Source organism: Pseudoalteromonas sp. SG44-8 (genome assembly GCF_014164125.1).
Taxonomy (GTDB): Bacteria; Pseudomonadota; Gammaproteobacteria; order Enterobacterales; family Alteromonadaceae; genus Pseudoalteromonas; species Pseudoalteromonas rhizosphaerae.
This window is the reverse complement of sequence record NZ_JACJEQ010000100.1, coordinates 1-262: the sequence shown is the minus strand read 5'-3', so window position 1 is coordinate 262 and position 262 is coordinate 1. Positions and strand designations below refer to the sequence as shown.

Genomic DNA, 262 nt, shown 5'->3' with positions numbered 1-262 from the left:
CCCCTGTTACCGCCGTGAAAGGGCGGTGTCCTAGGCCTCTAGACGATGGGGACACAGAATATGTGTCACTAGGACGACTGAATAGTTTAACTCGTTTCAGGCGAGCTGCTTCATAACACTGCACTGACTATGAAAATAGTAAGTGGCGTCCCCAAGGGGATTCGAACCCCTGTTACCGCCGTGAAAGGGCGGTGTCCTAGGCCTCTAGACGATGGGGACACAGAATATGTGTCACTAGGACGACTGAATAGTTTAACTCGTT

The 262-nt window shown here is 51.1% G+C and carries 1 tRNA gene; it reads right to left on the bottom strand.

What is annotated here, in order from left to right:
- Positions 1 to 143: 143 nt before the first annotated feature.
- Positions 144 to 219 (bottom strand) — tRNA-Glu (locus H5163_RS21135).
- Positions 220 to 262 lie beyond the last annotated feature (43 nt).